The organism is Mycobacterium sp., assembly GCF_035653355.1.
GTDB lineage: Bacteria > Actinomycetota > Actinomycetes > Mycobacteriales > Mycobacteriaceae > Mycobacterium.
In genome coordinates this window covers 1-18,268 of record NZ_DASRBZ010000510.1, presented here as the reverse complement: position 1 = coordinate 18,268, position 18,268 = coordinate 1, and the positions used below count along the sequence as shown (strand labels likewise).

Below are 18,268 nucleotides of genomic sequence, written 5' to 3'. Positions count from 1 at the left end.
GGCTGCGGGTGGGCCAGCGGATCGCCGTAGACCTCACTGGTGGACGCCAGCACGAAACGGGCCCCGCACCGCTGGGCGATGTCGAGGGCCACCGCAGTGCCCTGCGAACCGACCTGAAGCGTCTGCACCGGCAGCCGCATGTAGTCCGGCGGTGACGCCGGTGAGGCCAGGTGGAACACCACATCGAACGGCCCCCAGAGCCGTTGATCGGTCGGCGGCTCGGTGATGTCGTGTTCGACGAAATCCAGCCCGGGCCAACCCTGCAGATCCGCGACGTTGGCCGCCGCGCTGGTGCACAGGTCGTCGACGCATACGACCTGGGCGCCGGCCCGCAGCAGCCATTCGCACAAGTGGGTGCCCAGAAACCCGGCACCGCCGGTGACCAGGACGCGACTTAGCTGACGCACCTGACGCGAATACCCGCACCATCGTGCGGCAAACGTTTTCCGCCAGCCAGGCGAGGGTAGCTTTCCGGGCATGGATCACTCGCCGCGTACCTCGTTCGTGATTGCAACCAGGGACCGCGCCGAGGATCTGGCCGACACGCTGACCCGACTGCTGGACACCACACCGTGTCCAATCATCGTCGTGGACAACTGTTCTCACGACCAGACTCGTGATATCACAGTCGAGTTTTCCGATCGCCATCCCGGACGGGTGGTGTTGCGAGCGTTGAGCAGCAACCGCGGGGCGGTGGCCCGCAATATCGGGGTCGCCGCTTGCCGCACCCCCTACGTCGCGTTCTGCGACGACGACTCGTGGTGGCAACCCGACGCGATCGCGATCGGCGAGAACGAGTTCGACCTGAACCCCGATTTGGCAGTGCTGGCAGCCCGCACCATCGTCGAGCCCGGTGGTCGAACCGACCCGTTTTGCGACGAGCTGGCCAACAGCCCACTCGGCCACGTCGACGGGCTGCCCGGACCGTCGATCCTGGGATTTCAGTCGTGTGCCGCGATGGTCCGCAAGACCGCTTTCGAATCGGTGGGCGGCTTCAGTCCGGTGCTGCATTTCCGCGGCGAAGAGCAGTTGCTCGCAGTGGATTTAGCGGCGGCGGGCTGGCAGCTGTGCTACTGCGACCGCATGGTGGCCTTCCACCGGCCGTCGCCGAGGCGCTCGGCTCCGGCAGCGCAACGAGCACGGGTGCTGCGCAACGACTTCCTGACTTCCTGCATGCGGCGACCACTGCCGGTCTGCCTGGCGGCGTGGGCAAAACTGATGAGCGCCGCCAGCCGCGACACCGCGCATCTGCGCGCGGCGGGAGAGGCGCTGGCGCGGCTGCCGGCGGCGCTGCGCAGGCGCCGCACGCTGCCCCCGAAGTTGGAAGAGCAGCTGCGGCTGCTGGAAACTTCGACCGCGCCGACAGACGCAAAATCCCCCATTTCGGCGGGGAAATGGGGGATTTTGCGTCTGCTCGGCAGCTAACCGCTAGCCGTGAGCGGTCACCGTTGCGGGCCGCTGCGCCGGCAGCACCCGCTGATACACCTTCAAGGTGTCGGCAGCGATCCGGTCCCACGAGTAACGCGACTGCGCCCGGCTGCGTCCGGTGGCGCCCCAGTCGGCCAGCCGAGCCGGATCGGCCAGCATCTTGTTGAGCGCTCTGGCGCAGGCCTGCGGGTCTTTCGGCGGAACCAGCACACCGGTCATCCCGTCGACCACGGTGTCGAGCATGCCGCCCACCGCCGCGGCCAGCACCGGCACGCCGCACGCCATCGCCTCCACCGGAACGATGCCGAACGGCTCATACCACGGCGTGCAGGCCACCACATCGGCCCAGCGCAGCACCGCAGGCATCTCGGCGCGCGACACTGATCCGCACAACCGGACCCGGTCGGAGAGGCCCAGCTCGGCGGCCAGCGCGGCCAGCCGCTGCGCTTCCGGATCAGCGGCCAGGCCGCTCACGTCTGGGCCGCCGACAATGCGCAGCTCGGCATTCGGGACCGCGGTCATCGCCCGGATCAAGATGTCGAAGCCCTTCCGCGGTACGAGCCGGCCCACCGACACGATGCGCCGCCGCCCGGTGTGGGGGGCACGGACAGCTTTTGGGCAGAACCGGTCCAGGTCAACGCCGCAGGGAACCACCGAGATACGTGAGCGCGGACGTCCCAGCCGCACCAGCTCGAACACCTCGTCGGTGCAGGTGGCCGTCACCCAGTCGACCCGGCGCGCCACCGATTGCTCCAGGCGCAGCCGCGCCGGTGGGCTGGTGTCCTGCACACCTTGATGGCGCCGTTTGACGACCCCGAGCGCGTGGAAGGTCTGTACCGTCGGCACGCGGCGCCGGCGGGCCGCCCGCAGTGTGGCGATACCGGACATCCAGAAATGCGCGTGGGCGACGTCAGGCGGCTCGTCGTGCCATTGGTCGGCCAGGAACCGGCCGAACGCGGGCATGTGCTGGAGCAATTCGTCCTTGGACAGCATCTCAGGCGGTCCCGCGGGCACGTGCACCACGGTGTAGCCGTCGCTGGTTTGGACCCGCTCCGGCAGGTCGGGGCTGTCGCGGCGGGTATAGACGAGCACCTGGTGCCCCCGCCGCGCCATCGCGGCTGACAGCTCGGCGACATGCACGTTCTGGCCACCGGCGTCGACGCCGCCCAGCGCCGCCAGCGGACTCGCGTGTTCGGAGACCATGGCGATCCTCATGCGGCTTGCCTTCCTCGATAAGCCCCCCGGGTGGTTTTCAAGTGAACTCATGCGCATACGTCCTCAATGAGCTGGTCCCAGTCGCGCAGGAACCGGTCGAGGCCGAAGTGGTGTAATGCGAACTGGCGCGCCGACTTTCCCGCAGCGCGCGCCGCCTCCGGATCTGCGACGTAGCGTCGCAGGGCATCGGCCAGGGTGTCGACGTCGGCGCTGACGACACCGGCCTCACTCGGCACGGCGAGCGGAACCATGGTTGATCCCACCGCGACGACAGGCATCCCGAGATGCATCGCCTCCAGCAGCGAGAGTCCCAGCGACGTCCACCGCGCGGTGTGCAGGTACACCCGCCGGCGTGCCACCTCCTGGTGCAGAGCCGGCGGCAACACGTCGCCCCAGCCGCGAAGACGTGAACCCCAATCCGTGTCGTTCAGCTCTAGCGTGCCCATTCCCCACACGTCGATCGGAACGTCGGCCGACAGCGGCGCCAGCAAATCGGCGCCCACCACCCGGCAGCGCCGGACCGGCTCGTTGATCATGGTCGCGGCGGCCGGCAACTCGCCTGTGTACAGGTCGCCTGGATCGACGATGCCGTGGGTGATGACCGCGGTCGGCGCGACCCCGTTGTCCCACATCAGCCGGTTGAAGTCGGTGACGTGCACCAACGTGATATCGGTGCGGTCGGCGACCGAGTGCCGGCTTTCAGCCGGCGACGGGCGTGGCGCATTGTGTTCGACGTACACCGTTGGGACGTCAACACCCGGGCGCCGGCCCGACCATGTCGCCATCAGCTCGAGCTCGTGCGGACGTTGCAACACCGCGACGTCGATGGGCTCATCGACCAGCCGATCGATTTCGACTTCGCGTGCCCGCGGCCAGCGTCGACCGCACAGTCCCCGCCCATCGGCATCCTTGCTGGCGTTGACGGGCACGACATACCGGTCCCGACCCCGCACGAAGGCCTCGGTCCACGAGCCGTGGACATGCCAGAGCAAAACGCTTCTCGCCGTCGCTGTCGGCATGCGAGAAGTACTTCCCTCACTCTTTGGGGGCCAAACATTGCCGGCGTTCAGCGGCGGTGAATCCGTCCGAAATACCGCCTTGACGTGGGCTTTTCCGCTAGTCGTGCGGCGCCCGGCCCCATGTTTAGGCGGGATGTCGGGGCACTTGACGGGGCGCCAGGCGCCGAGCGAGCGTTACGACGAGGCCGTCAGCCCACGGGTGGCCGGGCCCTCCAGCAACGTGCCGTCAGGCGCGAACCTTGAGCCGTGCAAAGGGCATTCCCACGATTTGCTGGCGTCGTTCCATGCCACGATGCCGCCCAAATGCGGGCACACCGGCGAAAGCCGGTGCTGCACTCCGTCGACTGTGCAGCGAGCTTGCAGATGCCACGGCGGACCGGTCACGACACCGTCCTCACTTGGCGCGCCGCGTCGCACCACCGGGGTGAGCCAGCCTTTGGCCATATGGAAGCCGACCTCCAGATTGGCCTGGACGGCGGTGGTGATGCCGGTGAGCTCGTGCGGGCTCCACGCCGAGAACGCGCGCGCCCAGTCCATCCGCCCGCCGAGAATCCGTCCGCTGAGAATAAGCGCTGCAGCGGTGCCGCTGGTAAGACCCCACTTGTTGAATCCGGTTGCGACAAAGATCTTTTCATTGCCCGGCAGAATCGGGCCGACATACGGTAGGCGGTCGACAGGCGTGTAGTCCTGTGCCGACCACTGATTCGTCAGTTTCGCGCCCGGAAAATGCGTCTGCGCCCATGACGACAATTCGTCCAACTCGGCAGTGGGACTCTTGCGTCCTACGGTGTGCCCTGCGCCCGCGACGATGAGCCGTTCACCGTCGCCGACCGGGGCATAGCGCACCGATCTGGTTGGCGAACCTGCGGAGATGAACATCGGCCGCGGGATCTCACCGGGAACCTCGAACGCGAACGCGTACGACCTGCTGGGTTTGAGCCTGGCGAAGAATCCACCGCGATCCAGGATCGGGATGCCGGTGGCCAGCACACACTGCCCTGCATCGACGTCGACGTCCCCTTCGTTGGTCCGCACTTTGAGCTGCAGCCGGTCGCCGTGCTGGGACAACCCGCGGACGCGGGCATTCTCGACCAGCCTGCCGCCACGACTGGTGAGCTCACCGATCAGGCTGTCTAGCAACGGCATTGGATCGAACTGGGCCTGATGGTCCAACCGCACACCGCCGTGGAACGAGAAGGGGACATCGGCATCGTCGTCCCACTCGGCGTCCAAGCCGGCAAGCCGGCACGCCGTCAGCTCAGCACGCGCCGACGGCACTTCTTTGGCGGACTGGGCGTAGGTGTAGTCAGCCTCGCGCTGCACCGCAACGTTGTTGTCCGCGCAATAGCGCAGCAGCCATTCTTGGCCCTCCCGACTGCCTCGCACGTAGTCGCGGGCGATGTCGGCGCCGTGGCGGGCTACGATCTTGGTTAACGAGGTGCCCTGGAGCAGGCTGATCTTTCCGGTGGTATTGCCGGTGGTCACCGCACCGGGGTTGCGAGCTTCCAGCACGAGCACGTCCTTGCCGGCCCTGGCGAGCAGTACAGCAGTGATCAGGCCGGTGATGCCGGCGCCGACCACCACAATGTCAGCGGAGCGCATCTGCGAGTCAAGGTGCTCGGCTGACAGCACGTGTTCGCGTCTCTGGGACAACCACAGCGAGGTCATCTGCTCGCAGATACCCGACGTGCTCGCCACCAAACTCGCCAACCCGGCACGGGCGAGGGTGGGCAGCGTCACAATTCGAACCTCAGTACGTTCACCAGGCCAGACACCGGCGGAAACGCGCCCCGGACACATCTGTGCGCAGAGCGCATGTTTGAGGCCTCGGCAGCGTGGGAATCCGGCGACACGCGGCGGGGTGATCCATGAGCTTGAAGACATGGCCTCGCGGCGCCGATATCCGATCAGTGATCGGTGCTGAGCCGCAGGGCTCAGTGATAGCAGCCAACGAGGAGGAAGTCCATGGCGGAAGACAAGGACAAGAGCGGACCCGCAGAGGGCGTGCGCGGCGTCGTCGAAGACGTCAAGGGCAAGGCCAAGGAAGCGGTCGGCAACATCGCTGGCCAAGACGAGCTTGCTCGTGAGGGCCATGCCCAGCAGGAGAAGGCCGAAGCTCAGCGCGACGCAGCCAAGAAGGAAGCGCAAGCCGAAGCGGCCCGCGGTGGTGCGGAGTCAGCAGAGAAGAAGCAGCAAACGCACCAGGAATAGCTCGATGGAAAGGACGGGCCCGGTCTGGTAACGGACCGGGCCTGTCGACTATGCATGGGGCGTCAACGGCGCGTGTGGCGGAAGTCACCGTGTCGGTTCATGATCGGTTCATCATCGCATTGTTCAATTGCCTTGTGCTTGGGCCACTTACCGGCAGAAACATTCTGGTGAAGACACAACGCCAGGCAAACAGGTGCCCATCAACCGGCCACTAACCTAGCGGATTCTGACGCGGTGCAGCCGTGCTCAGTTTTCACGCCGAGTGGATCGTTCATCGCAATGTGGCGTGTCGTACCGATCAGACAAGAGGTCATCATGGACGCACCAACGAGCTATGTGCGCTTACAGCACAGCGTCGTAGAGACCGACCGGGCACAACCGCTCACCCGCGGATGGTCAGAGCATCTCGGTTGGTTCTGCTTCGATTTCGACGACGACCGCTGGGTGTGGTCACCGCAGGTCGCGCAGATGCACGGTTATCGGCCGGGAACAGTGTCACCAGGGACGGAGCTGGTGCTCTCCCACGTTCATCCCGATGACTTCGCCCACGTCGCCGAGACTTTGCGCGCCGTGCGTCGCACGCCGCGTCCGTTTAGTTCCCGCCACCGCATCCTGGCCACCGGAAACCGGGTGCATGACGTGGTGGTGAGCGGCGCGCCGTTTTATGACGGGTGCGGATCGCTTGTAGGTATGCAAGGTTCGTACGTCGACATGACACCGACGACAGACGGCTTCGCGCTCGGTCCGCAATCCGAATACGACCGGATGGCGGCACGCCTGCGAGTCGTCTCAAAAGACGGCCATGAGCGACGGGAACGGGTTCGCGCGGCGACACGCTGCTGACTGTTGCCACGGTTTCGCTTCCCCTGGGCACGGGTACGCGACTTGCCAGGATTCCCGCGCCTATGCGCGGGAAGCGACCGAAGGTGATGATCATGGAATACGCGGCCGACCGGTCCAGCGAGGCGAGCGGTGGCTGCTTGGCAGTCGAAACGCCTACTGCTGCAGGTACATTCGCCATCGCCCAGACGCCGGAGCGGGGCACCCCGGCTGAACCGCCTGAGCGGCTCACTCCCGAGGAGCCTCCGGAGCGGCTGAGCCCGGCCGAGACGCCGGAACGGCTCACCCCGCCAGAGCCACCCGAGCGGCTGACGCCACCAGACAAGCCTTAGTCAATCGGCTGGACGTTGGGCGTGGCGTGCCGCCCCGAACCGTTACCCGAATAGCGGCAACGCGCGTTTGCGAGCTAACGCATCCATGCCGCGCTGAATACTGTCTTGGACCTCGTGGTACTTGCGCTCGACGTACTGGTCGTCGTCGGCGCGCGCCGGGTCGTGGTCGAGTTCGACGGCGGGCATGAACCGCGTGCGGATCTTGGCCGGCAGCGGCAGCTGCGGCAACGCCGCGGGTGCGATACCCCATGGCAACGAGATCGCCAGCGGGAATACCTTGAGCCGCAACAGCCGGTCCAGCCGCAGTGTCCGCGAGAGCCGGTCACCGCGAATCAGCACCGGCATGGCGTCGGCACCGCCGACGGTCGCGATGGGCACGATCGGCACCCCCGCGCGAATCGCCATCTTCACAAAGCCCTTGCGGCCGGCGAGGTTGGCGTGGTCGCGTTCCTTCCACGGCCGCAGCGAGTCCACTTCCCCACCGGGCCAGAGCGCGACGTCGCGGCCTTCCGCGAGCGCGGTCGCGATGGCGTCCGGGGCTGCCGGCAACACGCCCATCGACCGGAAATAGCGGCCGAATAGCGGGATGGCCATCAGCGCGTCGTGGGCGGTGCCGTGCAGCGGCCGATCTTGCCCGAACCGTCGCCACCATTGCAGGCCGACGGTCCAGGCGTCCCAGACGAACGGGGCGCCCGAATGTATGCCAATCAACAGCGCCGGCGGCTCGGGGATGTTTTCCCAGCCGTCGATCTCCATCCTGAACCAGTAGTCGACCAGCGTGTTCCACAGGAACTTCTGGCGCTGCAACGTCGCCTCGTCGGGCCCGCTCAGCTCCCATTCGCCGGAACGCTTGGCTACCCATCCGCTGAGCCCGCCGGCCTGATCGGCGCGCCGGTCGGCCATGACCGCCCGGGCTTCGTCCGCATGCCGTTGAGCCTGTTCACGCACATCCGCCGGCCGATGATCGATGACATCCATACGGGTCTGTTACCCACTTCCGCGACAACCCAATGCAGTCACTCACACCCGCCGAAACGAAACCTCCCCGCGTCGCACGACGCGGGGAGGCCGACGGCAGCAGTTTGAACTGCTATTGAACGGTCACTGGCCCGGAGCCGGAGCAGGTGCACTGCCTGGACCCGCGGCCGGCGCACTACCTGGAGCTGCGGCCGGCGCATTCGCGGCCGGTGCGTTGGCGTTGGCGTTGGTGGTCCAGATCAACACATCTTCGACGCCGTCGTTGTAGACGACGCCGTTAGGCTGTGCGCCGGTCACGTCGAAGTAGAGCTTCCCGTTGGCCTGCTGGCCCTGTGGGAGCGGCGCATCCGGGAGGCCGTTCGGCGCCGGCTGCGGCGGAATGATCACCCGGTAGTTCTGGCCATTGGCAGCCCGGGCGTTGAAGTCCGCGACGAGCGGCGTGACGGTGCCGCTCTGGGCGACCGCGGTCACGTCGGCCTGCCAGAGCTGCCCGGCCGGAGTGTAGCCCGGAATCATGACATTGCTCGGCTGCAGGTTGTTGACGGTGTACGCGGTAACCAGCGGCCCGTCGACCAGCTGTTCAGTCGTGCCGAACTTCTGCACGGTGGGATTGACGGCAGAAGCCGTTGCAGCAGTGAAAACTGTGGCAGTTGCTATCGCAGCAGCTCCGATTGCCGATTTAACGGCGGTCTTGGTGAACTTCACGCTATCTCCTCTCGATGCGACTCGAGTCTTTTGTTCGAGCGGTGCGCACAGCCATAGGCGAGCTATCACCGCACGTAAAGTCCCATAACCGATCCGCAGCGTGCTCAAACATAACCCGGATGGATTTCCGAGATTAATTCCGCGAAGACCATACCTGGCAAAATCGCAATGCGTCTTTTATCGGCTTTTATCTGCAGTTTTGCCTTATCCCGTCGCGTCGGGTCGCGTCCGCCCGTCGATCGGGCCGCGGCCAGTTGGCCGGATTAGCCCGTCTATCTGCCGGGTAGCCGGACGGGGAAGGAAGGACCAGCTTGCCGGCGGCGATGATCTGCCAATGTGTCGACGGGAGGTGAGCGTGATGACCCGGCATGTCGAGGTCGACGACGCATTGTGGGAGGAGTTCCACCGGGTGGTCAACATGTCTTCTCGCGAACTGCTTGAGTGGCTGCGCACACGCTCGGCCGACGAGCGGACCGAAGAGCTGCCCGACCAGGCCGGCACCCAGACCGGCCAGCGCGTGCTGGAAATCCTGAAAAAGCGGCGAGTCGACCTCACTGAGGACGATGAAAGGATTATGCGAAAGGTGGTCGACAAGATCCACGCCGAACGCGGCGCCGACCTGGAGCCGACTGCGGGACAGGAAAACTGGCGGCACCGGCTGATGACAATCGGTCACGACCCTTTAAAGGAACCGCGACGTTGACACCATCCGGCCCAATACGGTTTTGAAAATGCATGAGAAATAAGGAGTTTCATAATGGGACGCGAGAGCGCGAAGCACAGCCCGCGCGAGGACGAGCAGCTCAAGCATGAGCTGCGGGGAACCCTGCAAGGCAATCGCTCCAGCCGGGCCGAGGAATGGCGCGACCCAGAGCCACCGGCCGACGACGATCCAGACGTTCCCAACGCCGGGCCGCCCATCCGGTAACCCCGTCGGCCGATAGCACCACAGCCGTCGACGCGGCTGCCGCGCTTACCAAACAGGCTTCCAGAAAGGGAATCGATGATGGGTTTTCCCGAGCAGCAGCAAAACGTACCCGGCGTGCAGTCGCAAATGGAGCCGGTTCCCGATTGCGGCGAAAAGAGTTATCGCGGTTCGGGAAAGCTCACAGGTAAAAGAGCGGTCATCACCGGGGGCGATAGCGGTATTGGCCGCGCCGTTGCGATCGCCTTCGCCCGAGAAGGCGCCGATGTGCTGATTGCGTACCTCAACGAGGACGAAGATGCCCAAGACGTTGCCCGCTATGTCGAGGAGGCCGGCCGCAAGTGTGTGCTGGCGCGCGGTGACCTATCCGACCCGGCACACTGCCGCGCGGTGATCGACCGGGCCGCTCAAGAATTTGGCGGCATCGACGTGCTGGTCAACAACGCGGCCTTCCAGATGACTCACCAGAGCCTCGAAGAGATCAGCGACGAGGAATGGGAATACACCTTCAAGCTCAACGTCGGTGCATACTTCTACCTCGCCAAGGCGGCGTTACCGCACATGTCCCCCGGCTCGTCGATCATCGGCAGCTCATCGGTGAATTCCGACGCGCCCAATCCCACCCTGGCGCCGTACGCGGCGACCAAGGCGGCGATCGCCAATTTCTCGGCTAGCCTGGCGCAGCTGCTGGGCGAGAAAGGTATCCGAGTCAACAGTGTCGCGCCAGGACCGATATGGACTCCGCTGATCCCATCGACAATGCCCGCCGAGAAGGTGACGTCGTTCGGCGAGAACGTGCCGCTCGGGCGCGCCGGACAACCTGCAGAGTTGGCGCCCATCTATGTGTTGCTCGCCTCCGACGACGCCAGCTACATCTCCGGCGCTCGGGTCGCGGTAACCGGAGGCAGGCCCATTCTCTAAGCGTCGCGGCAGTTCTGCCGGCACCTGTCCCGCAGGTCGACAGGGCCGGTTTCAGTGTCCCATGCGCGGGTATGCCCCACTGATCGTTCACGAAAGGGCAGCGAGTATGGATGCGATAACGTTTCTTCGTCAGGACCACAAAAGTGTGCTGGGCCTGCTGGAGACGCTCGACGACGCACCGTCGGGCTCGGGCGCGCAAGCCAGTGGTCTGGAGACGACGGTGAACAACCTGATCATCTCCGAGTCACAACATGAAGCCATCGAGCAACAGTTCTTCTGGCCAGCCGTCCGAGAGGCGCTCGAGGATGGAGATGCGCTTGCCGACAAAGCGATTGAGCAGGAACAGCAGGGTAAAAAGCTGCTGCAGCAACTTGAAGACGGCAAGCCCGGCGAGCCGGCGTACCACGACGCGCTGAAACAATTCGTGCACGCCGGCCGCGAACACATTGCATACGAGCAGGATCTCGTCTGGCCACAGTTCCAAGCGGCGGTTAGCCGCGAGCAGCTAGAGCAACTCGGCCAAAAGCTCGAACAGGCAAAGAAGATCGCGCCGACGCGACCGCATCCCGACACCCCGCCGAACCCCACGGTGCTGAAGACAATGGGCATGGGCGCCGCGATTGTCGACCATGTGCGCGACGCCTTCACCGGCCGCGCCGAAGACAACCCACCAGATCCGCAGAGTCACTGAAGTGCATTGAGGCCGGCGCCGATAGTTATGGCGCCGGCCTTCATGGTTCGTTGTTTATGTTGTGGCCACGCGCTGTTCGTGAGTGAACGGCTTTTCGCTCTCGACATTGGGTGAGCCCTCAGGGTTTTGCTCGGCACCCTTGTTCTGTCGAAGGTTGGTACCCAGCCACTGTTCTTCGGGCTTCTCGACGTACTGCCATTCCATGCCCTCCGGCCACGGACCCTGGCCCTGGTTCCACGGCCCGCGAATGGATTCACCGCCGCCGTCGGACATGTTGAAGGCAACGTTTTGGAAGCGGTCATCCGCCGGCAGCGTGCCGGGCGGGAAGTTCACCGGTAGTTCGTTGAGCGCTGCGGTGAACTGCTGGTAGTGGGCGACCTCGCGAGTCATCAAGAATGTCAGGGTGTCTTGCACACCCGGATCGTCGGTGAACTGCTTGAGGTACTCATAGACGATCTTGGCCCGAGACTCGGCCGCCAAGTTGTTACGCAGATCCACGGTCGGGTCGCCGTTGGCATCGATGAAGGCACCCGTCCAGTTGTTGCCCGCAGAATCCTTGACATCAGGCCCACCACCGCTCAGCACGAAAAACATCGGATTCACCGCGACTGCATGGATCGCCTGTTCCCGTCCATCCGGACTGGCAACAGCCGGCATCCAGTCACAACGCTGGTTGGCGATCTTGAGATTGTCGCTGAGCCCATCGAGCAGCATGGTGATCGTTGACCCGACCATTTCCAGGTGACTCAGCTCTTCGGTCGCGATGTCCATAAACAGGTCGTACATTTTGGGGTTCTTCTCCCGCAGCACGAAAGCCTGGGTGAAATATTGCAACGCAGCGGTGAGTTCACCGTTCGCGCCACCGAACTGCTCCATCAGCAGCGAAGCGAAACGCGGATCAGGCCGGTCGACCCTGACCTCGAACTGAAGATCTTTGTTGTGGACAAACACATGCGCCTCCGTATGGCTCTGAAAGTGTGCAGATCGTCGACGGATACCCATGGCGCCTGGTGCCAAACCAAACGCTTCAGCGTCGGATACTCGAGGGACCGCTCGCTGGAAAGCCCGTTGGCTGCCAATAGAATTGAATTGCTAGGTTGAGCGGTGGCCGGACGGCCGGCGATCCGTGCGCAGCGATGCCGTCAACAGCAGCGACCCGGGGGGATGATGGCCGACTTGTGTAACCGTCGAACTGTTCTGCAGCTACCGCTGGCGCTGGCCGCAGGCACCGTACTGGCCCAGGCACCGCGCGCCGCTGCCCAGCCACCCCGCGCGTCGGCGGACAAAACCAGCCGCTGGTCGCCAGACCGTGCTCATCGCTGGTATCAAGCACAAGGTTGGCTCGTCGGCGCGAACTACATCACGTCAAACGCGGTCAACCAGCTCGAGATGTTTCAAGCCGACAGCTACGATCCCCGGCGCATCGACACAGAACTTGGCTGGGCCCGATTGTGCGGGCTCAACACTGTGCGGGTCTTTCTCCACGACCAGCTATGGGCCCAGGATCGCCGAGGCTTTCAGATGCGCCTTCAGCAGTTCGTGGCCATCGCGGCGCGCCACGGCATCAAACCGCTGTTCGTCCTGTTCGACTCCTGTTGGAATCCGTTCCCCCAGCAAGGTCCCCAGCCCGCGCCCACACCAGGGGTGCACAACTCAGGTTGGGTGCAAAGTCCCGGCGCTGAACGCCTCGGCGACCGCAGATACGTCCGCGTTCTCCACGACTACGTCACCGGAGTGTTGACCCAATTCCGCGGCGACGACCGTGTTCTGGGTTGGGACCTGTGGAACGAACCAGACAATCCTGCGCGCAGGTATCGACAGGTCGAACGGGAAGACAAGCTGGACTGTGTCGCGGAACTTCTGCCCCAGGTATTCCGCTGGGCACGGTCGGTCGATCCATGTCAGCCATTGACCAGCGGCGTGTGGCACGGTGACTGGGCAGATCCGGCGGGCCGCAGCACCATCGCCGACATCCAACTCGGCAACGCCGACGTGGTCAGCTTCCATTGCTACGGTGAGCCCGCGGTGTTCGAGACCCGCATTGCCGAACTTTCCCCGTTAGGGCGGCCAATCCTATGTACCGAGTACATGGCTCGTACTCTGGGCAGCACCGTGGAAGCAATCCTGCCGATTGCCAAGCGGCACAACGTCGCTGCAATCAATTGGGGGTTGGTCGCGGGAAAGACCCAAACCTACTTCCCGTGGGACTCCTGGGACCAGGCGTACACAGCCATCCCGCAGGTCTGGTTTCACGACCTGCTTCACCCTGATGGGCGACCCTACCAAGACACCGAAATCCAAGTGATTTCCAACGCGGACCGGCTGGCACCACCCGTCGGCCCTCACGAGGCGAATCCCTAGTAAGGGACGAAGGATCGGTTGCTGTTGGTTTGGAAGGTGAAGCGCTCCGCGATGTCTACGAGCGCAGCCCTGCACGGCCGTCGCGCTCAACTCGGCCCCGCGTCCGCTGACGTCCGCAGGCACCGCATGACGGGGATAGTTGGGCATCAGAAACTAAACCGGCTACGCGGTTTGCTACCGAATCGGGATCTTCGCGTTGCGGCTGCACGACTATCGGACGACAGCGGGGCGAGCTGCACTGTGCACCAAGCGAATCCGCTGGTGGCGTCGGGTGCGCGGTTTAGGTCAGGTGCAGGTCAGTCGCCGAATCCGCCGGTCGGCACAGGGGCCGGCGCCGGTGCCGGGGAACCTCCGCCAAGGCGGCTCGCGGCGAAGTCAGCACCCTTGTCGATGATGCTTCCGTCGTCGGCGTACATATCGTGCGCGGCGAAATTCATCCCGTCGGAGCAGACCGGGTCCTCGGGAGCGCACACCTTGATGGTCTTCGCCTGGTATGCGGGACCGATCACGACCGGCGGCTGGCCGAGGAAGTTCATCGCGCGGACATTCGGCATCCCGAAGAGCACGACGGCGGCGACGTGGTTAGCAATGTCGGGCGACAGCGGCTTCGGTACGGTCGCCGGGTCCACCCCGTCGGGCACCGCGGGCGAGGTGACGAAGCCCATCACCGCCGCGCCTTGGGAATAACCACTCAAGACCATCTTGGTCTGGGGGCAGCTGGACGCGGTGGAAACGACATGAGCGCCTGCATCTCGGATACCGTCGAGGCCCGACGTGGCCCAGTCGTCGCTGGCGGGGTAGTTGACCGGGTACACATCGAAAGACCTTGGGCCGACCCGGGAGTGCAGAGCGTCGACGAATGCCTGCCCGGTGGGGCCGACACCGGGAGGCTCGCCGGTGCCGCGGGCGAACACCACCTCCGTGTCGGGGCAGGGCTGGGCGGATGCGGATGGAGCGGCCAAGGCAGAAAGCGCGTAGGCGCCAAGGCCGCCGGCTGTGACTGCTAGCGCGGGACCAAGGAAACGGATGAGGGGGCGTGCATTCATGCCGCAGAATGTGCCCACCCAAACGCTTCTCCAAACGAGAAATTTTTTTCGCGGCTACCTAGTTGGTTGGTGCCGGTGGCGGGCGGTGTGCGGTCGCATCCTGCGGTTCGAAAGAATGACCCGTCAAGCGCGTCGTGTGCCTGCGGTGCAGCCGTGAATCATCAACCGGTTCGGCGGCCCGAGGAGTGCCGCCGGGGGTATTCAGTCGGCGACCACGCGGAATTCGGACAGCGACTCGTCGGCCGCTCCTTCGACCATCACTCCCTGGGCTGCCTGCTGCTGGAGATAGTCGACGATTGCCTCGTTGAGCAGTTCCCCGGGGGCGGCGACCGGAATGCCCGGCGGATAGGGACAGATCATCTCGGCAGAGATGCGGCCGGCTGCTCGTTTCCACGGCACCATTTCGGTCGCTCCGAGGAACGCGTCTCGCGGCAGCATGACGGTTTCGCTGCGCAGCTCCGAATACGCAGGAGCGTCTGTGATTTTGCGTGGCACAGCGCCGGCGTGCTCATGGGCCATGTCCGCCATGGCATCGATGAGCCGTTGCGCGGTGGCGTCGGTGTCGGCGTAGGTGATCAGTGCCATCACCCGACGATGGCCCGAGAGCTCCACGTGGATACCATGCCGTTGGCGCAGCCAGTCGTCGGCCTGATAGCCGGTTAACCCCAGCCCGATGACATCGACAGTGACATGTGTGGGGTCCAGTGCGAAAGCTCCGGGGCTGGAAAGGATGTCGTCTCCCATCAGCTGTAGACCCGGGATGTTTGCGATGGCCGCCCTGACCCGCTGCGCCAGGTCGATCGCGTCACCGAGCAGCTGCTCGCCATGGTCCTGGAACTGGCGGCGAGCCGCGTCGATGGACGACAACAGCAGCGGCGAGGCGCTGGTCGATTGCGCCAGCTCGAAAACGAGCGACAGCCGAGAGGAGTCGATTCGATTGCCCTGCTTGCTAAGTACGGACGTCTGCAATAGGCCGTTGAGCGTCTTGTGTACGCTGCCGATGCACAAGTCGGCACCGGATTCCAAAGCCGAAGCCGGAAGACGGCTGCAGAAGCTGTAGTCCAAGCCCCAAGCGTCGTCAGTGATCAACGGAACGTCGTTGGCGTGCGCAACTTCGGCCAGCCTTCGCACGTCTGCGCTGACCCCGTAGTACGTCGGTGTCAAAACCATCGCCGCGACAGCATCGGGATGCTGCTGGAGCGCCTGGCCGAGCCGGGCTGGGTCGACGCCATTGGCGAGCTGCCAGCGCTCGTCGTAATCGGGTTCGACGTAAACCGGCATGGCACCCGACAAGACCAGACCGGAGAACGCGGATTTGTGACCGTTGCGCGCCATCACCAGCGTCTCACCCGGATGCACCGCCGCCATCATTGCGACGTGAACGTTCTCCGTGCTGCCGTTGGAGGAGAACAGTGTCTCCTCTGCTCCCACCGCCTGGGCGAACAGCTGCATGGCCGTCGGTTCAACCTGCCAGGACTGGTGTCGGTTGTCGACGCCTTTGTTCATGCCGACGTCAGCGCAGAACACCTGTCGTCCCATCCAGCGTGCGGCGAGCGGGTCGGTGCGCCCAGTGCCTGACCGGTGGGCCGGGATGCCGAACGCGATGTCCCGGCGTTCCCGGAATGCTTCGATGGCGTCGCCGATCGGAGTCGCGTGCGGCTCCTGGCAGGCGGGTCCTTCCTTACTTTCTTGTTGCGCCTTCTCGATGTTGTGCTGCCGCTGCCGATCAATATCGGACGAGAACGAGGCTGACTTCCCCACGATGGTGGACCTTTCAATGCGGGCTTGCGCTCCGGTTTGAACGTCGTTGACCCCGATCAGGGGTGCCCTGGGCAGACGAGTACCCCGCGCTCTCACGTGAAAACGCCGCGGGCGACCAGCCCGCGTCGACCGATGCTGAGCGACCCCGTCCGGGGCGAGCACCATCTACCCACTTCAGATGTGGTTTCGTCGTATACGCGGTATAGGCGGCAGGGTATTGAATGGCGCAAGCGCCAGGGTGCCGCGACGTGGCGCAGTGAAATGAACTGCATTCACGCATTGCGGGGAACGCCGAAGTGCCAGCGTAGTGGGTTTCTGTTTGCTGAAATACGGGTAGCCCGGCGCACACGGATGGTTCTGTGCCTTGCCGCTCAGTGCGGGCAGACCCGCCGCTTGGGGTGTTGCCCGGAAAGGCTGGGTGGGAGATGGGCGTGAAATTCGACCCTGAACCCGACCGCAGTGCTGATGCAGCGGCGGATATCAGGCCCGCGCTCGATGCCCTTGAATCCGAGCAATTCGGCGCTGTCCATCTCGTCGTCGGCCCGGGCGAACCACAGCGGGTCGGGCGTTTCCGGTTCTATCTCGACGGGCAGCGCTGGGAGTGGTCGGATGCGGTGGCACGCATCCACGGCTACGAGCCGGGGACCGTGGTGCCCACCACTGAATTATTGCTGCGGCATAAGCATCCCGCCGACCGCGAACGAGTGGCTGCGGTGTTGGACCGGGTCCTGACAGGAGAGCCGTTCAGCAGCCGTCACCGCATCATCGACACCGCCGGGCGCACCCACTGGGTGGTCGTCGTGGGTGATGTCTTGTGCAATGACGCCGGCGCGGTCATCGGCACGACGGGGTTCTACGTCGACGTCACCGAGTCACTGCAGTCGAACATCAACTCCGCCATCTCCGCAGTCACCGCCTCCCGCGCACAGATCGAGCAAGCCAAGGGCGTGCTGATGGCCGCGTACGGCATCTCCGCCGAGCGCGCGTTCGACATCCTGGTCTGGCGTTCCCAAGAAACCAACATAAAGGTGCGTGATCTGGCCGGCCTGTTTTTAGCCGCCGTCGCCGGCAAAATGTCGAGCGGGTCGGTCAGCGAGATGGATCGTGCTCTGCTCACTCTCGAATAGATCACGGCTGAGACCGGTTGGGCTGCCGGAGAACTCGGTGCCCTGCGGGCGGAGACGACTTGCCCGCCGCACGGCCTGCGCGCCTCGCGTACCACGCCTTCAGCAGGTTTCTTCGGAAGTCGTGGTTTGACCTTCCGATTAATGGGTACCGCAGCCAGGGACAGGCGAGAGCCAGTCTGGTTCGCGTGCTTTTGGGCACGATTGCATGCAGCGGGGTGACTGTCATGGCCAACAAGCCTGACGGGGCGGTACCGGTCCGCAGGTGACCCGCGTGCCCGGTGAGCCCGATGCGTTACGGACGAGGCGATGAATAAACCGCCTGGGTTCCAGACGGTCGGCGCAGTCGCCGACGCGATCCTCTACGAGGGCTACCTGCTTTATCCGTATCGGCGGTCATCGCCGAAGAACCGGGTCCGTTGGCAGTTCGGCGTGTTGGCACCGCGGGGGTGGCTGCCGCCGAGCGTCGACACCGACACCAGCGTCACCGGTTCCGCCGACGGCTGGTACCAGCAGACGGAGTGCTTGCTGGAGGCTTCCGATAGCGCCGTCGTCCACGTCCGGCTGCGATTCCTCCAGGTGCATCATCGCTCGGTTGAGCGCGCCCGCGCCGACGGCGGCTTCGACCCGGTCGACGCGTTGAGCGTCGGCGATCAGCGGTACCTGACCTTCGATGACGCCGTGCCATGCCAACACGACGTCACCGCCACG

Annotated in this window: 19 protein-coding genes and 1 pseudogene; 11 read left to right on the top strand and 9 right to left on the bottom strand. The window is 64.8% G+C overall.

Annotated elements, in window-relative coordinates; translation table 11 throughout:
• A partial coding sequence (locus VFA16_RS17575; protein ID WP_324969044.1) for an NAD-dependent epimerase/dehydratase family protein occupies window positions 1-407 on the bottom strand: 407 nt, incomplete at its 3' end.
• A gap of 70 nt (window positions 408-477) precedes the next feature.
• Between VFA16_RS17575 and VFA16_RS17570 the strand changes: the two genes are divergently transcribed.
• Entirely contained in the window at window positions 478-1,425 is a 948-nt protein-coding gene (locus tag VFA16_RS17570; protein WP_324969043.1) for a glycosyltransferase family 2 protein, read from the top strand.
• A gap of 3 nt (window positions 1,426-1,428) precedes the next feature.
• On the opposite strand, the gene VFA16_RS17565 is transcribed toward VFA16_RS17570, so the two are convergent.
• The 3 genes from VFA16_RS17565 to VFA16_RS17555 all read right to left on the bottom strand — a co-directional run bounded on the left by VFA16_RS17565 (window position 1,429) and on the right by VFA16_RS17555 (window position 5,330).
• Window positions 1,429-2,643 carry a glycosyltransferase gene (locus VFA16_RS17565; RefSeq protein ID WP_324969042.1) on the bottom strand — a complete coding sequence of 405 codons (1,215 nt, stop codon included), beginning with the start codon at window positions 2,641-2,643 and terminating at the stop codon, window positions 1,429-1,431.
• Window positions 2,644-2,690: 47 nt separating this feature from the next.
• Window positions 2,691-3,662, bottom strand: coding sequence for a glycosyltransferase (locus tag VFA16_RS17560; RefSeq protein ID WP_324969041.1), 972 nt, complete (start codon window positions 3,660-3,662; stop codon window positions 2,691-2,693).
• A 174-nt stretch (window positions 3,663-3,836) separates the two neighbouring features.
• Window positions 3,837-5,330 (bottom strand): FAD-dependent oxidoreductase, encoded by a 1,494-nt coding sequence (locus VFA16_RS17555; protein WP_324969047.1) that lies wholly within the window; start codon window positions 5,328-5,330, stop codon window positions 3,837-3,839.
• A 297-nt stretch (window positions 5,331-5,627) separates the two neighbouring features.
• Here VFA16_RS17555 and VFA16_RS17550 point away from each other — a divergent pair, with 297 nt between their 5' ends.
• From VFA16_RS17550 to VFA16_RS17540, 3 genes are all read left to right on the top strand, one after another.
• Window positions 5,628-5,873 (top strand): CsbD family protein, encoded by a 246-nt coding sequence (locus VFA16_RS17550; RefSeq protein ID WP_324969040.1) that lies wholly within the window; start codon window positions 5,628-5,630, stop codon window positions 5,871-5,873.
• A gap of 315 nt (window positions 5,874-6,188) precedes the next feature.
• Window positions 6,189-6,716, top strand: coding sequence for a PAS domain-containing protein (locus tag VFA16_RS17545; RefSeq protein ID WP_324969039.1), 528 nt, complete (start codon window positions 6,189-6,191; stop codon window positions 6,714-6,716).
• Between the two features lie 92 nt (window positions 6,717-6,808).
• Complete coding sequence (locus VFA16_RS17540) at window positions 6,809-7,045, top strand: hypothetical protein (RefSeq protein WP_324969038.1); 237 nt, start codon at window positions 6,809-6,811, stop codon at window positions 7,043-7,045.
• 42 nt (window positions 7,046-7,087) lie between these two features.
• Here VFA16_RS17540 and VFA16_RS17535 read toward each other — a convergent pair whose 3' ends face one another.
• Together VFA16_RS17535 and VFA16_RS17530 are read right to left on the bottom strand one after the other, a co-directional pair.
• Window positions 7,088-8,023 carry a lysophospholipid acyltransferase family protein gene (locus tag VFA16_RS17535; RefSeq protein WP_324969037.1) on the bottom strand — a complete coding sequence of 312 codons (936 nt, stop codon included), beginning with the start codon at window positions 8,021-8,023 and terminating at the stop codon, window positions 7,088-7,090.
• A gap of 123 nt (window positions 8,024-8,146) precedes the next feature.
• A complete protein-coding gene (locus tag VFA16_RS17530; RefSeq protein WP_324969036.1) occupies window positions 8,147-8,728 on the bottom strand; it encodes an MPT63 family protein in 582 nt (193 codons plus the stop codon).
• 358 nt (window positions 8,729-9,086) lie between these two features.
• Between VFA16_RS17530 and VFA16_RS17525 the strand changes: the two genes are divergently transcribed.
• The 4 genes from VFA16_RS17525 to VFA16_RS17510 all read left to right on the top strand — a co-directional run bounded on the left by VFA16_RS17525 (window position 9,087) and on the right by VFA16_RS17510 (window position 11,265).
• Window positions 9,087-9,431: a DUF3140 domain-containing protein gene (locus VFA16_RS17525; protein ID WP_324969035.1), complete on the top strand. Its 345-nt coding sequence runs from the start codon at window positions 9,087-9,089 to the stop codon at window positions 9,429-9,431.
• A 54-nt stretch (window positions 9,432-9,485) separates the two neighbouring features.
• A complete protein-coding gene (locus VFA16_RS17520; RefSeq protein ID WP_324969034.1) occupies window positions 9,486-9,656 on the top strand; it encodes a hypothetical protein in 171 nt (56 codons plus the stop codon).
• Window positions 9,657-9,734: 78 nt separating this feature from the next.
• A complete protein-coding gene (locus tag VFA16_RS17515; protein ID WP_324969033.1) occupies window positions 9,735-10,574 on the top strand; it encodes an SDR family oxidoreductase in 840 nt (279 codons plus the stop codon).
• Between the two features lie 106 nt (window positions 10,575-10,680).
• On the top strand, window positions 10,681-11,265 hold the full coding sequence (locus VFA16_RS17510) for a hemerythrin domain-containing protein (RefSeq protein ID WP_324969032.1): 585 nt from the start codon (window positions 10,681-10,683) through the stop codon (window positions 11,263-11,265).
• Window positions 11,266-11,319: 54 nt separating this feature from the next.
• Here VFA16_RS17510 and VFA16_RS17505 read toward each other — a convergent pair whose 3' ends face one another.
• Window positions 11,320-12,216, bottom strand: a complete 897-nt coding sequence (locus VFA16_RS17505; protein ID WP_324969031.1) for a manganese catalase family protein — start codon at window positions 12,214-12,216, stop codon at window positions 11,320-11,322.
• Between the two features lie 216 nt (window positions 12,217-12,432).
• Between VFA16_RS17505 and VFA16_RS17500 the strand changes: the two genes are divergently transcribed.
• The gene (locus VFA16_RS17500; protein WP_324969046.1) at window positions 12,433-13,626 is read left to right on the top strand and encodes a 1,4-beta-xylanase; all 1,194 of its coding nucleotides are present in this window, start codon (window positions 12,433-12,435) and stop codon (window positions 13,624-13,626) included.
• Between the two features lie 296 nt (window positions 13,627-13,922).
• Here VFA16_RS17500 and VFA16_RS17495 read toward each other — a convergent pair whose 3' ends face one another.
• Both VFA16_RS17495 and VFA16_RS17490 read right to left on the bottom strand, forming a co-directional pair.
• Complete coding sequence (locus VFA16_RS17495; protein ID WP_324969030.1) at window positions 13,923-14,672, bottom strand: cutinase family protein; 750 nt, start codon at window positions 14,670-14,672, stop codon at window positions 13,923-13,925.
• A gap of 201 nt (window positions 14,673-14,873) precedes the next feature.
• A complete protein-coding gene (locus VFA16_RS17490) occupies window positions 14,874-16,433 on the bottom strand; it encodes an aminotransferase class I/II-fold pyridoxal phosphate-dependent enzyme (RefSeq protein WP_324969029.1) in 1,560 nt (519 codons plus the stop codon).
• Window positions 16,434-16,912: 479 nt separating this feature from the next.
• On the opposite strand from VFA16_RS17490, the gene VFA16_RS17485 reads away from it, so the two are divergent.
• On the top strand, window positions 16,913-17,560 hold the full coding sequence (locus VFA16_RS17485; protein WP_324969045.1) for a PAS and ANTAR domain-containing protein: 648 nt from the start codon (window positions 16,913-16,915) through the stop codon (window positions 17,558-17,560).
• Window positions 17,561-17,866: 306 nt separating this feature from the next.
• A pseudogene (locus VFA16_RS17480) lies at window positions 17,867-18,268 on the top strand (hypothetical protein); the annotation flags it as partial.